Annotated in this window: 15 protein-coding genes; 5 read left to right on the top strand and 10 right to left on the bottom strand. The window is 45.1% G+C overall.

Annotated elements, in window-relative coordinates; genetic code table 11:
• Positions 1 to 12: 12 nt before the first annotated feature.
• A complete protein-coding gene (gene gcvT / locus ACX0G7_RS14795) occupies positions 13 to 1,098 on the bottom strand; it encodes a glycine cleavage system aminomethyltransferase GcvT (protein ID WP_458924270.1) in 1,086 nt (361 codons plus the stop codon).
• A gap of 569 nt (positions 1,099 to 1,667) precedes the next feature.
• Between gcvT and ACX0G7_RS14790 the strand changes: the two genes are divergently transcribed.
• Positions 1,668 to 2,426, top strand: coding sequence for an HAD family hydrolase (locus ACX0G7_RS14790; protein ID WP_458924269.1), 759 nt, complete (start codon positions 1,668 to 1,670; stop codon positions 2,424 to 2,426).
• A 57-nt stretch (positions 2,427 to 2,483) separates the two neighbouring features.
• Here ACX0G7_RS14790 and ACX0G7_RS14785 read toward each other — a convergent pair whose 3' ends face one another.
• The 8 genes from ACX0G7_RS14785 to asnS form a co-directional block, all read right to left on the bottom strand.
• Entirely contained in the window at positions 2,484 to 2,783 is a 300-nt protein-coding gene (locus ACX0G7_RS14785) for a hypothetical protein (protein WP_458924268.1), read from the bottom strand.
• 117 nt (positions 2,784 to 2,900) lie between these two features.
• Positions 2,901 to 5,120 (bottom strand): PspC domain-containing protein, encoded by a 2,220-nt coding sequence (locus tag ACX0G7_RS14780; protein WP_458924267.1) that lies wholly within the window; start codon positions 5,118 to 5,120, stop codon positions 2,901 to 2,903.
• 23 nt (positions 5,121 to 5,143) lie between these two features.
• On the bottom strand, positions 5,144 to 5,527 hold the full coding sequence (locus tag ACX0G7_RS14775; protein WP_458924266.1) for a PadR family transcriptional regulator: 384 nt from the start codon (positions 5,525 to 5,527) through the stop codon (positions 5,144 to 5,146).
• A 992-nt stretch (positions 5,528 to 6,519) separates the two neighbouring features.
• The gene (locus ACX0G7_RS14770) at positions 6,520 to 7,953 is read right to left on the bottom strand and encodes a COG3014 family protein (RefSeq protein WP_458924265.1); all 1,434 of its coding nucleotides are present in this window, start codon (positions 7,951 to 7,953) and stop codon (positions 6,520 to 6,522) included.
• A 98-nt stretch (positions 7,954 to 8,051) separates the two neighbouring features.
• Complete coding sequence (locus ACX0G7_RS14765; protein ID WP_458924264.1) at positions 8,052 to 8,642, bottom strand: penicillin-binding protein activator LpoB; 591 nt, start codon at positions 8,640 to 8,642, stop codon at positions 8,052 to 8,054.
• Positions 8,643 to 8,744: 102 nt separating this feature from the next.
• Complete coding sequence (locus ACX0G7_RS14760; protein WP_458924263.1) at positions 8,745 to 9,188, bottom strand: hypothetical protein; 444 nt, start codon at positions 9,186 to 9,188, stop codon at positions 8,745 to 8,747.
• Positions 9,189 to 9,375: 187 nt separating this feature from the next.
• Positions 9,376 to 10,320, bottom strand: coding sequence for an isopenicillin N synthase family dioxygenase (locus tag ACX0G7_RS14755; protein WP_458924262.1), 945 nt, complete (start codon positions 10,318 to 10,320; stop codon positions 9,376 to 9,378).
• A gap of 209 nt (positions 10,321 to 10,529) precedes the next feature.
• A complete protein-coding gene (gene asnS / locus ACX0G7_RS14750; protein ID WP_458924261.1) occupies positions 10,530 to 11,972 on the bottom strand; it encodes an asparagine--tRNA ligase in 1,443 nt (480 codons plus the stop codon).
• A 135-nt stretch (positions 11,973 to 12,107) separates the two neighbouring features.
• Here asnS and feoB point away from each other — a divergent pair, with 135 nt between their 5' ends.
• The 4 genes from feoB to ACX0G7_RS14730 all read left to right on the top strand — a co-directional run bounded on the left by feoB (position 12,108) and on the right by ACX0G7_RS14730 (position 17,874).
• The gene (gene feoB, locus ACX0G7_RS14745) at positions 12,108 to 14,231 is read left to right on the top strand and encodes a ferrous iron transport protein B (RefSeq protein ID WP_458924260.1); all 2,124 of its coding nucleotides are present in this window, start codon (positions 12,108 to 12,110) and stop codon (positions 14,229 to 14,231) included.
• A 327-nt stretch (positions 14,232 to 14,558) separates the two neighbouring features.
• Positions 14,559 to 15,161, top strand: a complete 603-nt coding sequence (locus ACX0G7_RS14740) for a hypothetical protein (RefSeq protein ID WP_458924259.1) — start codon at positions 14,559 to 14,561, stop codon at positions 15,159 to 15,161.
• Positions 15,162 to 15,352: 191 nt separating this feature from the next.
• Positions 15,353 to 15,904 carry a DUF1415 domain-containing protein gene (locus tag ACX0G7_RS14735; protein ID WP_458924258.1) on the top strand — a complete coding sequence of 184 codons (552 nt, stop codon included), beginning with the start codon at positions 15,353 to 15,355 and terminating at the stop codon, positions 15,902 to 15,904.
• Positions 15,905 to 16,224: 320 nt separating this feature from the next.
• Positions 16,225 to 17,874: a S8/S53 family peptidase gene (locus ACX0G7_RS14730; protein WP_458924257.1), complete on the top strand. Its 1,650-nt coding sequence runs from the start codon at positions 16,225 to 16,227 to the stop codon at positions 17,872 to 17,874.
• Positions 17,875 to 17,958: 84 nt separating this feature from the next.
• Here the strand turns inward: ACX0G7_RS14730 and ACX0G7_RS14725 are convergent.
• Positions 17,959 to 18,817: lipase family alpha/beta hydrolase (locus ACX0G7_RS14725; RefSeq protein ID WP_458924256.1), on the bottom strand; the 859-nt coding region annotated here is incomplete at its 5' end.

The following is an 18,817-nucleotide window of genomic DNA, read 5'->3' as shown; positions in this document are numbered from 1 at the left end:
TATTTTATTGTGTCAGATAAAAGGAAATTTTACAATTTTTGCCTTCAGTAGTTTATCCCTGACTTTAATATAGATCTCATTATCTAAAGCTGAATGATCAAGAGCCACATAACCCATTCCGATTGCTTTTTGCAATGAGGGAGCCTGTGTTCCCGAAGTTACGTACCCGATTTCAGTACCACCGGCATCACAAATAGTATAATGATGTCGGGGTATACCCTTATCAATCATCTCAAACCCTACCAGTTTGCGGGTTATACCTTCGTTTTTTTGTTTTTCAAGCAAAGGCCTCGCGTTGAAATCCTTGGTAAATTTGGTGATCCATCCGAGGCCCGCTTCTAAGGGCGAAGTGGTATCATCGATATCATTTCCATATAAACAATATCCCATTTCCAATCGCAGGGTATCCCGGGCACCTAGTCCGATAGGCTTTAATCCCTGTGCCGAACCTGCTTCGAAAATCGCATTCCATATTTTGTCTGCAGCTCCATCACTGTCCTCGAAATAAATTTCGACTCCACCGGCCCCGGTATAACCGGTGGCACTGATAAGCACATTTTTTACTCCTGCAAATACGCCTTTGGTGAACGTGTAATATTTCAGATTCATCAGATCTGTCTCAGTGAGCGTCTGCAGGATCCTGGTAGCCGCAGGCCCCTGTACTGCCAGGAGACAGGTCTTATCAGATATATTGTGCATCTCAACATTTTTGGTGTTGAATGACGAGATCCAGTTCCAGTCCTTTTCAATGTTTGATGCGTTTACAACAAGCATATAAGACTTGTTTTCCTCTAGGCAATATACCAGGAGGTCATCAACTATTCCGCCTGTATTATTTGGGAGACAGCTGTACTGGGCCTTTCCGGCCGTAAGCTTAGAAGCATCATTAGTAGTAACACGTTGGATAAGATCCAGCGCATTTTCGCCCTTCAATATAAATTCGCCCATATGACTTACATCGAAGATGCCGGCATTTTTACGCACAGCTGCATGTTCATCGTTTATGCCAGAGTATGAAATCGGCATATTATAACCTGCGAATTCTGCCATCTTTGCTCCCAGTGCAATATGTTTCTCGGTAAAAGGAGTGTTTTTCATCCTCGGGAATATTTGTTTTAAGTGCCTGATAAGTGCCTGCAAATGTAACAGAATCAGCGAATAAGTTGCCTTTTTTGTAACACTGACACAGCTGTTACCCGAATTCTTTATAAGCTTAATGCATCGGTTGCCCGAATGGGTTTCTTTGGATTAAGCGTAAATACTGTTCCTACCCGCAATCAGGACTCTTCAATGAAATATCCGGGCCCATCATTCGGTCACCAGCACTCACCATTCAATTATCGGACTCCTCATGCAATTATCAGGGCCCATAATTTAATCATCAGGAATTATCATTCAATATCAGGGCAGTATCGTCCGATCATCAGGAATCATTTTTTGACCAACAGGACTTATCATTCCATTACAACAAGCTTCCAGAGTTAAATTTACGTAACCGGGTTGGCTCGCCGGACAATAGGGTTTACCTTTGCGAATTAATCAAAAGGACAAACATAGGTTAATGCAGCGCTTAGGCGGGAGCGAAAGACTTAGTGTCGGGTCGCAAAAAAGCAAGGAAATTGTAAGTAAAGCATCTGCGTAACCAGCCGGTTTCCGGCATTTTAATTATGTTATTATTAGCTACTGATCTTGATGGAACGTTTTTAGGCGGCACAAACGCTCATAAGCAACAACTTTACCGGCTCATCCTGGAGACCCCTGCACTTAAACTTATTTTTGTAACCGGCCGTGGCCTCGGGTCGGTGACACCACTACTTCATGACGCGGAAATACCAACCCCCGATTATATCATCTGCGACGTTGGTTCTACAGTATTAAATGGCCACACACTTGAGCCTATTCAACCTTTGCAATCACAAATTGAAAAGAAATGGCCCGGATCCACAGCGGTCAGGCAAAAACTGAAAATAGTCAGGGGGCTTCGCTACCAGGAAGTACCACAGAACAGGCGTTGCTCATACTTTCTGGACAAACATACTGATCTTGATCACCTCAACGATCTGGCGACCAGCCTGGGCTGCGATGTTCTCGTTTCCGGTGGAAAATTTATCGATGTGCTTCCCCGGGGGGTGAACAAAGGGTCAACGCTTACAAAAATGATTGGATTTCTCAACCTGCCGCCGGGCAATATATTGGTTGCAGGGGATACGATGAATGATCTCTCACTGTATGAAACCGGCTACAAAGGTGTTGTGGTTGGGGAAGCGGAAGAACTGCTGCTGGAGGCAGTAAGTGGCCTTAAGTCTGTTTATATTGCTGAGAAACCGGGAGCCGGGGGTATACTGGAAGCAATGGCGAACGATGCGGGGATTCAGTCTTTTATCCGGGGAAACTCAAAGGTAAATGGGGCACTGGCTGACTGGTAAATGTTGGCGGATTGATCAGGGGTCATTTCTCACGTGATATAATTCTTAACATGTTTATCACCTGATAACATTCATCACTAAACGGCTCGCTTTGTAGATGGCAACCACCTGTGTCATATCTGTAGGATTCAGCAATACATAGTTTTTTATTGATGGAACCGATGCATCCTGATTTACAACAGCCTGCTGAGTTTCGGATATTGCCGTGCCGGAATTGCTTTTGCGGTCAGCTATTACAATCAACACCAGGGCAAACACCACGGGAAGCATATGCATAGACAAGCATGTGCTAAAAAATAACCTGACATCTTTTATGGTTGATGCAAACCTGCCGTTTTTAGAATGTGAAGATTTCATACGTTTAATTTTACTTTTTGTCTGAATGCGCGGCCTTTTTGTGAGGCGGATCTATCTCTTTTAAAACAAGGGGCCCTTTCCGGGGATCGGACCCCTTTACTCCAACTTCAACCGATCTTAGAATAAATTTGAGAGCGCTGCATAAGGTATCATGATTTCGGTGGTCACCTTTTGACTTACTGTTGTATCAGTCGCACGCTCTGGCTCCCGGCGATACCGATACCTGTTATCATCTTTTGGTTCAACCCGGATTTCAACTCCGCTATCATTTTTGTCGGTCCTTACCCGTACGCCACCTGAACGTTGGCTTCGAAAACCAGAGGTTGATTCAAGACCGTTCTCTGTCATCACATATTCAGTATCCGTGTTCCAGCCGTAGGAATCATCCCAGCTGTCATCCCAGTCTATATTGAATCCGCGGCGGCGGTTAAAGTTCACTGAAAACCAGTTGTAATCACTAACGCTACGATCAAGTTCGATACGTTTTCCAACCGGAACCTCAACCACCACGAGCACCTGCTGGTTGCGGAATTTTTCATTTTTAGTGATTGAGAAGCCCTTCGGCAACAGCAGCATGCTGTCACGTTGTGAAATTTCAAAGTTGATACGGCTGGCGAGGTTTTTAGCTATCTCGGTATTGTTACCACGGCTGAATCTGACGGTATACAGGTGATATAATGAATCTTTGCTTTTTGCGACGTTTACCCTTACTGTATTCATCATGATCGAGTCGGGATTTGTGCCGTAGAAGGGCATATCCTCATCCCACTCAACGCCAAACCAGTCGTCGTTGTAATAGCGTACATTGTTTTGCGCCACGTCTATCATCAGTTTGCCCGAGCTGGGCTGATTCAGCGGAACCTCTGCTTCCACCGCAGATCTTGTTTTGAAGTTCCGTGCAAACATTCCGGCAAGTGTGATGGCAGAAACAAGACCAATGAACCAGAGACTACCGAATACATAACCGAGGTAGTGATTTTTTGATCTTGCACCAACGATACGTCTTACCAGCCAGGTGATCAGTGCAAGCACAGGCACTCCCAGGAAAAATATCAGCGTGGACCAGGCGAGCATATTCTGCCAGGTTCCATCAAGTATGAAATTCTTCAAAGGAAACATGGCGAATCCACCAAACAGAACACCTACTAGTACACCAAACAGGCTAAGGGCTATTATTGCGGCGATGAACAGAAAGAACGCTTTGAACAGCACTCCGATCACATGTCCGAGACCACTCCCAGCTCTCCTGGCCAGTGGGGCAGCTTCACTGGTAAAGCGTTTAGCATAGGTACCTGACTCCTGTCCAAATTGTCTTGCGCGCTCACCGAGGTTTTCAGCGGTCTGCTTGACTTCTTCACCCCATTTTTCTGCCCTGTTCTTAAAAGACCCCATATCGTTTTTCACAGTGTCGCGGATTGAATTGAGATCGACTCTTTCACCACGCATCTGTAATTTTTCAGCTGCGGTTGTTGCAACCGGAACGGCGATCCAAAGAATGATATAGGTAACAAACAGGGTAGATCCCAATGAACCGGTAACAAAACGTGGCACAAAATCCCAATCCCACCATATCGCGTTGAAAGTGCCTGAAATGATACCCAGTACAAGCGGTAAAGCGAAAATTAACCGGGGTATCCAGATTTCGATGTTGAAATAAGCGGCGAGGCCCGAAGCGACACCAGCAATCACCTTATCGTCCGGATTCCTGTAAAGCCTGCGGGTAATATTTGTTTGCATGGATTCGGATGGAACGATGATCCAGAGGAGAATGTAAACCCAGAACAAGGGAGCAATCAACACCACAAACAGGATCCGCATGATCACCGGGTCGATACCGAAATAATTTGCCAGACCACTACAAACACCACCGATAATCTTATCGTCTTCATTCCTCACAAATCTTCCGCGGGAACGACCGTAGTTAGCAGACCCGGTGCTGCCATAACCTGTTCCGCCGGAACCGGAAGTTCCATAACCTGGACCCGCTGTGCCGGTTGAAGCTGTCCCGGTAGCCGTAGAACCGGTTGTGTACTGATAATCACCCCTGGCCGAGGATGCATTTGAATCACCGGTCTCCGCATCAAAATCTTCTGGTCTCCCCATGCTGGCAATGATTGCATTGATGTGTTCATCAGTTATGCAGACAGCACCTTTTTTGAGTTGTTCAGAGAAGAGTTCAGCGATCCGGCTCTCGATATCATTAACGATTTCATTCATGCCTTCTTCGTTAGCGAAATATCGGCGAAGACTCTCAATATAGCCTTTGAGTATTTCGTACGAAGTTTCTTCGATCGGAATCACTCTTCCTTGAAAGTTTATGTTGATGACCTTTTTCATTTTGTATTGTTTGACAGTTGAAGTTAGAAGTTGGGTTCTCCGGGTTCCGTTGGTTGTGTTACAGAGGATGGCAGGGATTCACTTTTATTTGTCAGGGCGTTAACTGCATTTGCAAGTTCGTACCAGGTGGCGGCCAGTTCGTTGTAAAACTCTTCGCCTTTTGGTGTCAGGGAAAAATATTTCCTTGGGGGTCCCGAGTTGCTTTCCACCCATCTGTAGGTGAGCATATCGGCATTTTTCAATCGGGTTAGAAGTGGGTAAAGGGTTCCCTCAAGGATCTGCAGGTTGGCGCCCCGCATCTCGTCAACGATATCACTCGGGTAAGCTTCTCCCCGGCGAATCACCGACAAAATGCAGAATTCCAGTATTCCCTTCCGCATCTGGCTTTGTGTGTTCTCAATGTTCATACGATTTTTTTGATTGATTTTTTCTCGTTCACCCGTTTGATAGTGATACGTTTTGTTTCATTTACAAATCAAAGATAGGAGAAAGTTTAGTACTATGCAACACAGAGTACCTATTTTTAAAAGGTAATGCTTATCGTATACTAATGTGTAAAGCCGTGAATGCAAGCTGGTGGCTCGGTTTAGCTTTGGTGGTGGGTTTAAAAGTTTTCTGAATTTGTGATGAGCGGTAGGATATTGTGGTGAACGGGGGGGGTTAAATAGTTTCGTCAGCCATTGTTAGCATGGGGTTTGAGAAGGCTGAAAAGCTTTAATTCTGATTGGTGAAGGGTTGATTTTGTCCCGCACGTGCGGGAGCGTTCACTTGGTACCTCACGGCGCCGGATGGGCCTGAGGCGGGCGGATTGGCCACTGTGATTCCTCCCGCTGACCAGGTTGATATTGCCAGTCCCGACTGTTCGGGAGGAATCGGAGGTGTCCAATCCGCCCGCCTCAGGCCCATCCTCCTTCGTTCCAACTGTCGTTCTCTTGAGGGTGTATGACACTAGCACTATATTCTTAACCATTCACTTATTGCGGGCAGCATTTTTTACATGTGGTAGCGCCGCTGCAACGATATGCAATTTCAGGCAGCCAGCGCTAAGACTCTGTCTGCTCAAAACCGTCTCAATCATCTGTATATCAATGAATTACTTATTCTTGGAGCCGAAAGTTCGAGCACCAGAAGTCGTACAATCCAATCTCAGAATTTACTCGTTGAAGTTCGATTAAGCGATAATTTTCGCTTACACTATCCATCGATTCACTATCGGTTACAAATTGTATAGCAATGGAAGACTCGTGAAATCTATTATGACTGGTGGAAAAGATGGAAAACCAGCTGAGCCTGGAGTAATAAGGAGGGTCGGGGGCAAAAAAAGTACTTGAAGAAATGTTGAAAAGCGAACTTGAAGAGATTTGGAAAGTAGTTATTAGTTATAAGGAATCAAAGCCTGCTATCTTAAACTCGTAAGATTCCGGAATTGGAGAGAACCATTGCCCTCTACGGCCAGATCCATAGCTTCGCCGGGCTTACCGGGAACCGATGTATTAAACTTAAGAAGATTTGCACCGGGGGCCAATGGAACCCGGGAATAATAAATTGTGTGTGGTAAAGACTGCCAGTTGCGGGTGTCTGCTTTTTCAGAGGCCATTGCAAACGCCTGGATAGCAAAGGCGAGTGCCTCTTTCTCTTTTTTGTTTTTAGCGTCTTCTTTGGGGCGCGCTGCTACCTCAGCAAGTTTTTTTACGGCAAGGCGGCTAAGCGCAAGGGACATTTCTTTTATAAACCGCTCTTTCAGCGTTGCAAAGGCAAGCGCATTAATGTTTTCTGCTTTTTCAAGTTCATACTGGCGGTTATTAACGTTGATGGAAGCACCTGAATAGAACACCGGTTGTTCTTCGTAACGTGGAAACGCAACCCGCAGAGACCGCAGTTCTTCAAGTTTTAAATCCTCTTCTTTAACCCCGTTGCCGAATACAAAAGGAATGATAAATGATCCCGTCTCATCCACAAACACAAATGTTCCGAATTCATCTTTCTTCAGCGTAAAAATGAAATTCATCTCTTTTTTTACGGGCGCAAGTCCGTTCTCCCAGAAAACAATGACCTCACCGCCTGACCCCTGTTCTGCCGGAACATATTCCTGGCCAAGCAGCACCTCATAACGTTCAAGCTCAGCCGTAAAACCATTAAGGTATGCCGTACGAAGCAAGTCGGTTTTTAACTGAGCCGGCATATCAACACCATACCAGGCATTGTTATTCTTCAAATAAATGTCGGCCGCATTACGGTACGAAATAAAAGCATTGTTGACATCACCATTACGCTCATAAATCATTCCTTGCAGGATAAGAGAAAACGCGTCGTCAGAATACCTGTTGTTATTGTTATTCGTCTTGTCCTGCAGTGCATAATTTTTTAAAGATATTCTCCGCGCTTCAACCAGTGCTTCTGAAGACTGATTCAAAGAAAGATAGTTAAGCGTTTTGTAATAATGGATCATGAACTTTTCAAAGGCTTCCCCCTTGTATGATTGCATCATCGGGTTAAGTAAGGTGCCCAGGGCAATGTCGCCAGCGGTTGTATGCGCATCCTCCATATAAAGGTCAGCTTCGTTGAAATAGTAATTGCTGCTGTCATACATTTTCATCATATGCGCCAGCTTACCTTTTTCAAGCAGAAACAACAACCGGTTACGTTTCGCTTTGAGTAACTTGTTTTTTTCAAGGCTAACAGAAGCTGCCTGGTAGTCGCCATTCACCATTTCCGCATAATAATTTCCTATCCGGTGATTGTAGGTAGCACAGGATCCCAGCATAATGACCACAGCAGTCGCTGCTGCAGTCATTAACGCCAACCGGGAAAAATATTTGTGCAGCATATTCATAGTAAATTACTAAAGCAATCAAGACACAGATCGTCATGTATCCCGTCGTGTAGCCGGGATGAGGAACTTATCAGAATGGAAAAATTGAATAAGCTTAATTAATTCTTGATGTATTTCGCAATCTTTTTGTCACCTATCCATACCACCTCATTGGATTGAATGTTTGTCAGCTCAAGATTGACCTGGTAATACACGACCTTCTTTCTTTTTTCTGAATCAACAATCGAATTGATGGATCCCTGGAGAATATAGTCGGCGCCTTGTTCAAGTCCGAATTTTTTCATGCTGGAAACTGATGCATTGCTTTGCTGATCTGCTTTTTCGGCACGCAGCTCTTCCCTTTTCTTACCACCCTGTACCAATCGCAGTTTACCGGATTTTATAAATGACTGTTCAACATCTTTTACAAATGTTTCAGCCTCGATATGTTCATGACTTTTATTACTTACAAATCCAACAATTATAACAGGCTTCTCGCCATTCTGCGATTGCTTATGATTAGAGACCCATTTGTCATTCAGAATTGTTCCAATCATTTCTTCAGCTACAAAACGGGAATCAGTATTGTTCCATCGGCCACTGAGATCTATCTGTTCGGTTGGTTCTATACGGGTAACCTTATGGGAGCAGGAAGTAGCAACAACCGATGCGGTCGTAATTATGGCCATAGCCAGGATAACTTTTTTCATCTTAAAGGGTTATTTGATCTGGGGGTTATAAATCTTATTACAATTCTTTTTTCTATGAGTATCATTTCAATACCCGGAATAATTACCAGGGTCAGCTGCTAATTACCACAGCCAGCCTGTGCCCGGAATAAGCGGTAGCACGGACCAGACACCATTTCCCGGATAAGGCAGTCTGTAATAAGACGAATTGTATCCATATTTATTGTAGTAGTCATAGTTGTTATAGTATCCATTGCTGTTAGCTGGATAATAATAATGATAACGCCCAAACCTGTTTCTCACTCTTTCCAGATGCATTTGCCTGTGAAACTCACGGCGACGCTCACGCGCTTCTCGCAGGTCTGCCATGTAGTCTATAGCTTTGTATGTTTCCTGGAAAGTCGTGGAATGCCAGGTATTCATGGAGTCAGCCATAGATAGATAGCGGTCACGGCTGTTCGCAAATGCAGGGTTTTGATTATATACCAAAATTGCCTGTGCGGTTATGTTAGTAAACAGTACGGAGAATAAGAGAATCAGGAAGGGGTGGCGGGTAGTTGTTTTCATGGTATGTAGCTTTAGGGTTGCTTATACAAGAATACAAAGCAATTCCGTCAAATACAAGAGGATGCCGGCCTATTGAGAATATAGGGGGATGAAACGGCCGTTTCAGGAGATGAGTCCACCAACCGGTTAACTCAATCCGGACTCCCGGGGACCACTACACGAAAATGAAAACATGGTTTATAACCCATCATTTTTTTAATCCAATCTCACGAAGTCTTTCATCAAGATATTCGCCGGCAGTGGCGTCCGGATAGGCTTTCGGATGATTACTATCAACACAGCCCGTTAGGCAGGCGAGACTCATAGCACTTTTTGGATGAAGGAAAAAAGGTATTGAAAACCTGGAAGTGTGCCACATTTCACGCGGTGGATTTACAACCCGGTGGGTCGTAGATTTTAACTTATTATTAGTGAGTCGCTGAAGCATATCCCCGACATTTACTACAATCTGCTCGGGTAGAGATGTTACTCCTATCCACTCATTTTGTTTGGTCAGGATTTGAAGGCCGTCGGCAGAAGCGCCAACTAATAAGGTAATCAGATTGATGTCTTCATGTTGTTCTGCTCTTATAGCTGACTTGGGTTCGCTGGTTATCGGGGGATAGTGTATGGCCCTCAGGATGGAGTTACCATTGTGTATGTGTTCATCAAAGTAATGCTCGTCGAGACCAAGATATAATGCTATCGCCTGCAACAAAGCCTTACCCGATTTTTCAAATGCCTTGTATGCTTTTATAAAAGTATCGTTAAATGACTCTACTTCTTTTACCTGTACATTATCCGGGTATTCGGATTTTATCGGATCATTATCTTCAACTACCTGGCCGAATTGAAAAAACTCTTTCAGGTCCGGCGCATCGCTACCTTTTGCATGCTCTTTTCCGAATGAAGTATAACCCCGCTGTCCGGCGAGACCCGGAACTTCATACTGCTTCTTTTTTTCTCCCGGCATGGAAAAAAACTCCTGTACATATTTATACAGATCGGCTATCAGCGCATCAGGTATGCCGTGATTTTTTACTGCCACAAAACCAACATCTTCATATGCCTTTCCAAGTTTATTAACGAAAGCCTGTTTCAGTTCAGGATCTCCTGATAAAAAATCTGCAAGGTTTACAACCGGAATAGACATAGGTAAAAGTTTATATAAAATTAAAGCTATTCTTTAATATAGTTATGAGTGATGAGTTATGAATTATGAGTGAGTTGATGAGTGGCAGGAGTTATGAGTTATACCTCAACTTAATAAAATAAATGCTGAGTTTTCCCACTCATCACTCGTAACTTATTAACTCACTCATAATTCATAACTCATAACTCATAACTTCTTTCAGCCGTTTTTTAAAATTCCGCATTCTTCGGTGTTCTCGGGAAAGGAATTACATCCCTGATATTTGTCATCCCGGTCACAAACTGGACTATCCTTTCAAAGCCCAGGCCAAAACCGGCATGCGGTACTGCCCCAAAACGACGGGTATCGAGGTACCATGACAATTCTTCAACAGGTATTTTAAGTTCTTCCATTCTCTGAACGAGTTTGTCAAGACGCTCTTCCCTTTGAGAACCACCAACAATTTCACCGATTCCCGGAGCCAGGATGTCCATCGCAGCGACGGTTTTGCCGTCCTCGTTCTGGCGCATGTAGAATGATTTGATCTGCTTTGGATAGTTGATTAATATCACCGGTTTCTTGAAATGTTTTTCAACAAGATAACGCTCGTGTTCACTCTGAAGATCCATGCCCCAGTCTTCTATCGGGTACTGAAACTTCTTCTTTTTATTATGATTACTTTCTTTCAGGATAGTGAGTGCATCCGTGTAGGTGAGCCTTTCAAAATCATTATTCACCACAAACTGAAGTTTTTCCATCAGTCCCAGCTCTGACCTTTCCGCTTGGGGTTTTTGTTTTTCCTCCTCAGCAAGTCGCTGAGCCAGGAACTCCAGGTCCTCTTTGCTATGCTCTATCGCATAGTTAATGATGTATTTAATAAATTCCTCGGCAAGGTCCATGTTGTCTTCCAGGTCATAAAAAGCCATTTCAGGCTCGATCATCCAGAATTCTGCAAGATGCCGGGCAGTATTCGAATTCTCAGCGCGGAAAGTCGGGCCGAATGTATAGATATCACTGAAGGCCATAGCACCCAGTTCACCTTCAAGTTGTCCGCTCACGGTCAGATTGGTGGCGCGACCGAAAAAATCTTCCTTAAAATCAATAGAACCATCTGGTGATTTCGGGGGATTATCGAGCGGAAGCGTGGTTACCCGAAACATTTCACCGGCACCTTCGGCATCACTGGCAGTGATGATGGGTGTATGGAGATAAACAAAATTTTTATCGTTGAAAAACTTGTGAACAGCAAACGCGAGCTTGTGCCTGACGCGGAAGACGGCACCAAACGTATTGGTGCGAAACCGCAGATGCGCAATCTCACGAAGGTATTCCAGGCTGGGCCGGTTCTTCAGCTGGAGGGGATACTTTTCTCCATCGCAGTCCCCAAGCACTTCAATGGTTTCCGCTTTCACTTCTACCTTCTGGCCCTTTCCCAATGAGGCAACCAGCTCTCCCGTTACCTTGAGCGAAGCCCCGGTGGTTATGCGACGGAGCAGGGTTTCATCAAATTTACCCAACTCAGCCACTACCTGCAGGTTGCTGTTTGTACTGCCGTCATTCAGGGCAATAAACTGATTATTCCGAAATGTCCGAACCCATCCCATTACAATCACCTGTCTGCCGGTATCATCGCTAACCAGGAGGTCTTTAACTCTTTGCCTTTTGCTGAACATAGAAGTAGCTTTTAAAAATGGCAGCAAAGATAGTAACGACAAGCCGTTTTTGCTCTCTCCCTTTAACGCCGTATTAATATCTTTTTACTCAAATCGTAACCGGCGGCCCGGTGTAATCACTAATTTTGCAAACTTGTGACATCTCGTAGAATAAACATAGGCCTTGTTGGAAACCCAAATAGTGGAAAAAGCTCTCTTTTTAATGCACTGACTGGTCTGAATCAGAAAGTAGGCAACTTCCCCGGCGTTACGGTAGACAAAAAGATGGGTGATACTGTAATTTCACCAGGTATCACCGGCGTGGTGGTGGACCTGCCCGGCACCTATAGCCTGTACCCAAGGCGGGAAGATGAATGGGTTGCTTACCGGGTGCTGATGCAGCAGGACCTGCAGGTCAAGCCCGAAATGGTTGTGCTCGTTGCCGATGCCAGCAACCTTAAAAGAAATCTTTTATTTGTTTCCCAGATTATCGATCTGAAAATTCCCGTGGTGATCGCCCTGACGATGCTGGATATCGCCAAAACCAAGGGTATACAGATTGACCTCCCTGAGCTTGAACGGGAACTCGGCGTACCGGTGATTTCCATCAACCCGAGAAAAAACCGCGGAATAGCCCAGTTGAAAAAAGCTATTGAACAGACTGCCAACAATCTCTACAAAGCCCCGGTTTTCGACTTTGTCAATAATGAGGCGCTGGCCAAAGACGCGATCCGCGATGTAAAGGCACTCATTCCCGGGATGAGTAATTATAAGGCGATTCATTATCTCATCAACCATGAGTCGTTTGTGCTTCATAGTGACGTCCAGGAAAAAATTGAAGGGATAGAAAAGAAATATGGGTTCAATCACACCCGTATCCAGGCTGAGGAAATCCTGCAACGCTACCAACGTATCGGTGCAATCCTCAAACAGTCCGTATCTGAACCGAATCCTTTGCAGAAGACGATGTTTACGGAAAAGCTGGATAATATCCTGCTTCACCGGCGTTGGGGTTACCTGATTTTGCTGGCCGTTTTATTTCTTCTTTTCCAGAGTATGTTCTGGCTGGCAGAATACCCTATGAATTTTATTGAATGGGGATTTGGTGAGATGGGATCCTGGGTTGGAAGTGTGCTGCCCGAAGCCTGGTGGTCAGACCTGTTGGTAAACGGGCTGCTAGCGGGCCTTGGAGGGATAATTGTCTTCATCCCGCAAATCATGATCCTCTTTGGCCTGATAACAATACTTGAGGACACCGGGTACATGGCCAGGATAAGCTTTCTAACGGATAAGCTCATGCGAAAGGTTGGCCTTAACGGTAAAAGTGTGATGCCGATGATCAGCAGCTTTGCCTGTGCGGTGCCTGCTATTATGGGCGCACGTAACATTGAGAATAAAAAAGAACGGCTGTTAACCATACTTATCACCCCGTTGATGAGTTGCAGCGCCCGCCTGCCGGTTTATACCATCCTGATAGCCCTTGTAATTCCAAAGAAAACGGTGTTGGGGATATTTGGGCTGCAGGGACTTGTGATGATGGGGCTTTATTTGCTTGGACTGGTGATGTCATTGGTAGTCTCCTATGTAGCGAAATGGTTTATTAAGATCAAAGAAAAAAGTTATTTCATTCTTGAGTTGCCGGTTTACCGCGCACCGAGATGGAAAAATGTACTGATCACTATGTTCAGTAAAGCTAAGATCTTCGTATTTGAAGCCGGAAAAGTGATCATGGTTATCAGCCTGATTTTGTGGGTCCTCAGCACCTATGGACCTAAAGAAAGAATGCAACGTGTGTCCGACCAATACGACGCACAGATCCGGACCAATCCTGGCCAGGCAGACCAATTAAACCGGGAAAAAAGCACTGCCCTGCTTCAAAACTCATACGCCGGTATCATGGGCAGCGCGATTGAGCCGGTTATCCGTCCACTGGGTTATGACTGGAAGATAGGTATCGCACTCATCACTTCATTTGCGGCAAGGGAAGTGTTTGTGGGTACCATGGCCACTTTGTACAGCGTGGGTGAGGACGCGGATGAAAACAGTTTGTTGCTACGTGACAAAATGCAGCAGGCTAAAAAAGCGGACGGTACTAAAGTTTACACGCTCGCTTCCGGTGTTTCGCTGATGATCTTCTATGTTTTTGCCATGCAGTGCATGAGCACCCTTGCGATCGTTAAACGGGAAACAAGAAGCTGGAAATGGCCGATGATCCAACTGGCTTACATGACCGCATTGGCCTATGTTATGAGTTTTATTGCCTACCAGTTGCTGAAATGATCCCGGGCTATTACACGGTCATCTTTGTTATTCCTTGCGCAAATTTAAAGATAGTTATTTGCTAAGTGTTGCGCTGACTCTTCCATGGTCAATGGCTAACTGTTGCGCTGACTCATGCATAGTCAATTGCTCAGTGTTGCGCTGGCCCTCAGCTCTCACCTGGTCATCCAGGACACCTGGACTAGCTCATAATTTTCATTTAATACTCTATTGCCTGATCTCCCGCAGTATTCCTGAGGGGTAAAGTATTGGCTGTCACCACCTTGCCCTTACTCCACAACATTTTTAAACCAAATACGTTTTATATTACCCTAAATCCGCACCCTTATGAAAAGGATAGTATCTATCTTTTTATTCCTCGTTGCATTTACACAAATCAAGGCACAGCCGTCATGGACGGCAATCCGGGAGAATTTCCAGTTTGCCAAGAAAGTCGAAATCAAAGAATCTGCAGGTAAAAATTTCCGGTATGAAATGGCTATCCGTTCAGATGGAATGGACACACTCACAGGTGTTCGGTTTTTCGGCGCAGCTACGGACCGGAACGACAATCTTATCAGCAGCAAGTTTGTAAATATTGAGAAAAGAACCGAGCAGGAATGGACGATTTTCACGATAGTGGGCCAGCTTCCGGAGAAGACTTCCGCGGTTTGGTTTTTTACTGCAGTTACCGCAACCGGAACCTATTATTTTGACGACATAAGTTTGTTTCTTGAAACCAATCCCGGCTCATGGAAGCAACTTGGCATAGTGAATTCATCTTTTGAAGATAGTTCACCGGCATTGTTTGCGGGCTATTCTATCTCACAGGAAAAGTCCGGTAATCCAAGGACCTCCCTCTCTGAGAAAATATTTAAAACCGTCAAACATTCCCTGATGATCACTTATACAGACGAGAAGGAACCCCGCAACCTGATTAGCGGGGAATGACAAGGTACGATCAGTGGCGAATGACCAGGTACGATTAGTGGCGAATGATCAAATACGTTGAATGGCGATTGACCAGATTCGATGAGTGGCGATTGACCAAATACGATGAATGGAGATCGACCAGATTCGATGACCAGATGCGATGACTGCCGATTGATCAGATATTGAAAACGCATCAATAACTTCGCTTCATGAATTCAGAGGGCAAAGCAATAGTCGAAACCAGGAATTGGATTGCAAATGTTGTGGTTGGCTGCAACTTTTGCCCTTTCGCCGGCCGCGAATTGAAGCTGGATACGATCCATTACCAGGTGGAACCTTCCACCAAACCGGAACAGGTGCTGCAGTCTTTTCTTAACGAATGCAAGCGGCTGGATGAAAATCAAAAAATAGAAACCACCGTTCTTATACTCACCGGTGGCTACCACAATTTTGAGGATTATCTCGAACTGGTCGACCTTGCGGAACAATTAATTGAAGCGGAAGACTATGAAGGGACTTACCAGGTGGCCAGCTTTCACCCGGAATATCGATTCTCCGATGCGGCTCCTGACGACCCGGCAAATTTCACCAACCGGTCCATATACCCCATGCTGCACCTGCTACGGGAAGAAAGCATAGAACGGGTTTTAGAAAACTTCAGCGACCCTGATACGATACCGTCCAATAACATAGCACATGCACGACAAAGAGGCTTTGCGGCAATGGAAGCTTTGAGAAATGCCTGCCTGGTTAAGGAATAGCTTTATCGAACTCGCATGGTAAGGAATGGCTATGTCAGGCCGGCATAGTAAGGAATAGCTTTATCGAACTTGCAGGTAAGGAATAATTTTGTCAGGCAGGCATGGTAAGGAATAGCTTTATCGAACTTGCATGGTAAGGAATAGTTTTGTCAGGCAGGCACTAGTCTCTGCAATAAAGCATTATCATTGGTTATGGCTCTTAGCAAGGGCTGACAGGATGATACCATTAAGTAGTATTGCAGATTCCTTGCACTTAACATAGCTTAGCATTCTCCGCCAGCCCCTTGAAACTTTCTATACATTTCTCAAACCCGCCCGTCATGCCAACTCATCTAAATAAACTTCTTATCCGTGCAGACAGTGATGCCAGGAGTGTGGAGGCCTCTTCCGGAGCCCCAATAAAAGTTGATGGGAAAGAACCGATTCTAATTGTAGAAAAGTTGCCTTCCGGGGCTAATCTATGGGACGATGCACACGATCTTACATCTGTAAGCCCTGATATCAAATTCGCTGAACCAGAAGTCAATTCAAGCGCTCCCTTTTTTGCGTATGGAGAAGAAACGGACGATCGTGGATCCCCTGCCCCGGTTAATCCTAATGAATTCATTGATTACTGGCCACATCCTGAGAGGCCAGGGGTCTGGCACCTGGATGATGAGTTTTCGCAGTTACGTAAGGCAAGGTCTGAAGTTGCAGCGCTATCAGTACGTCATATTGTGAGAATTGCTCATCTTGATACAGGTTATAGCCCGGGACATGTGTCAACTCCCCTTTCACTTATCCGCAAGGACCTCCAACGGAATTTTGTAGATGATGAAAAAGCTAAGTGGAACGATGCCGAAGACCCGCGAACTTCAGGCACGCTGAAAATGCCGGGACATGGTACCGGTACATTAAGTATCCTGGCGGGACCAAAAGTCTCCATGCCTGCCTGCGATTTTGAAGACTATCTTGGTTTATACGATCAGGTGGAAATTGTTCCCATTCGTATAGCCGCCTCGGTTGTGCTCCTTAAATCAGGCGCCTTTGTGAAAGCCCTCGATTATATTGTTAACGAATTATATCCTGATCCGGGAAAAAGAGTACATATCGTTACGATGAGCATGGGCGGAGTAGCTTCAGGAGCCTGGGCGGACCTGGTGAACCTTGCTTATGAGAAAGGGATCTTTATCGTTTCGGCTGCGGGCAATAACTTCAATAAGCTGCCGGCCAGGACCATGATCTTCCCCGCAAGGTTTAACCGCGTTGTCGCTGCCTGTGGGGTAACTTTCGATTTTACTCCTTATGCAAAGATCAATGCCGGCAGCAGCTTCAGGATCATGGAAGGAAACTATGGGCCAAAAGCACTCATGGATACTGCTATTGCTGCGTTCACACCAAATGTGCCATGGGCCAATTATAATTATAACGATGTAGTCAGTGTGAGGGGTGACGGCACCTCTTCGGCAACTCCACAGATCGCTGCAGCCGCAGCCCTGTATCATATTAAGTATTTCGAGGCGCTCATGGCTTTGCCCGAAGGATGGATGAGAGTAGAAGCGATCCGGTCTGCCCTATTCAAATCAGCAAAGAAAACAATGTCGGGAATCAGCCGCGACTATCATCGTTATTTCGGCCAGGGAATTCTGCAGGCTGCAGATGCTTTGAAGATACCCGTAGCGGCTCCCGGGGCACTGGATAAGGAAAAGGAGGACAAGGTTTCATTTCCTTTATTGAAAGTAGTGTTTGGGTTGCGTGCCATAGAAGTTGAAAACTACAATGAGGATGAAATGCTTGAAACCGAACTGATGCAACTTGTAATAACCGATCCTATCCTACAGAATATACTTGACCAGGAAGAAAAGGATCCTGAAGATCTTGATGACAGGGACCTTGTTCGCATAGCCGATGCCGTTATTGACAATCCCCACGCTTCGCTGAAATTAAAGGACAAAATGCAACAGATACTGAACCAGGCGAATTTCAGGTAACCAGCTGGCACTATTCTAAGTTTCACACCCTGTAAAAAATGTAAATCTCGATGCCGTCAACAGTACCGGCTGCAGCCACTACATTTAGCCAGTTATTATTTTCTCCAGCGCTATTTTGTTATTAAAGTAATTCATGTGGTCAGAAGGCACATAGACCAGTTCGGGCTTATGTTTCCAGCCGGTCACATTGCCGCATTCCACGATACTTTGATCGGTGACAGCAACATCGTTGTCTTGCTTAAACAGCAACAGGTCCAGGGAATCATAAAGGCCCCTTTTCCGAAGCCGGGTAAAAAGTCGTTGTATAGCTGAAGCTGTTTTGTCATAATTGGGAATGATTTCCTTTGTATTGCCGGCGATGATTACATATGGTATTTGTGGATCGGTTCCATCATTCAGCACTTTATATATGCCTGTATCTTTATCCATTTGCTTGAGTGTTACCTGGGCGCCCCCAACAACTTTCCCGGCGAGATTTATCACAAACATCCAGGGCTTCAAAAACGCAGCCCCGTTCAATGCATAGGTCAACAACGTTTCCGCCATATCACGAACATCTGCCCATGGAGTACCGTTATTTGGTGTACCCAGCATCACCAGTTTACTCACCACTATATTCCCTTTCAGCTTTTCGATAAACCACCTGCTGACCAACCCGCCCATTGAATGAGCCACGATGACCAGGTTTTTTGAATGATTAGCACCAAGACCAACCGCTTCCAGGCGGTCTTTCAGAAGCGCTGCATTTTGCTCAATGGTTGTATGAAGATTTTCATAATCGAAACTCAGAATGAGGTCTGCTTTATCAAGCAGGCTTTTGGTGGCCGTCTGTGTTCGTACGCATTTAACCATCGATTCTGTGTCACCAATAATACCATGCACAAATAAGACAATGTTGCCGGATGATGTGACCGCCTTTTTTACAATCTCGACATCGGATTCA

It is taken from the genome of Flavitalea antarctica (genome assembly GCF_054461535.1).
The sequence above is the reverse complement of the archived record's forward strand: the minus strand, read 5'-3'. Positions and strand labels throughout refer to the sequence as shown.